Annotated in this window: 1 pseudogene; it reads right to left on the reverse strand. The window is 63.0% G+C overall.

From position 1 onward, the window contains the following. A pseudogene (locus ABD220_RS17840) lies at positions 1 to 457 on the reverse strand (hypothetical protein); the annotation flags it as partial. Positions 458 to 554 lie beyond the last annotated feature (97 nt).

The raw sequence follows: 554 nt of genomic DNA on the forward strand, positions 1-554 counted from the left end.
CGATGCGGTAGCGGTATGTGGTGCCGGGGGTGAGCGCGGGATCGGCGAAGGATGTGGTGGTGACTGGGGTTGGTGTCAATTGCGTGAAATCTGCCGAATCGCCGGTAGCCCGCCAGACCTGGTAACCGGCGAGATCCGTCTCGGTGTTCGCCGTCCATCCCAGGGTCACGCCGGCGTCGGAGGGTCGTGCGGTCAATCCGGTCGGGGTGGAAGGCAGCTCGGTGTCGGGGACCACGAAGTTGTCGATATTGATACCACGACCGGTGGAGGCGGCGTTCTTGGATCCGGTGCGCTCGATGCGGAGGGTATGCACGCCGCGAGGCAGCTTCGGGGACTCGTAGACGACTTGCTGGAAGGACTTGGACGGCGAGTAGAGATCCACGGTCTCCACCAGATCACCGTCCAGGTAGACGTTGGCGATCCCGAAGTAGTCAGTCTTTCGCGCCACCCATTTCACGGAGGTCTCATTGAAGGCGATCTGGGCGAAGCCAGGGGCGGAGAGCGATGAAGAGGAACCACCGCTGTCACTGCCGGATGAAGCCAGAGCCCAGGAC

It is taken from the genome of Kocuria aegyptia (genome assembly GCF_039530085.1).
GTDB classification, from domain to species: domain Bacteria; phylum Actinomycetota; class Actinomycetes; order Actinomycetales; family Micrococcaceae; genus Kocuria; species Kocuria aegyptia.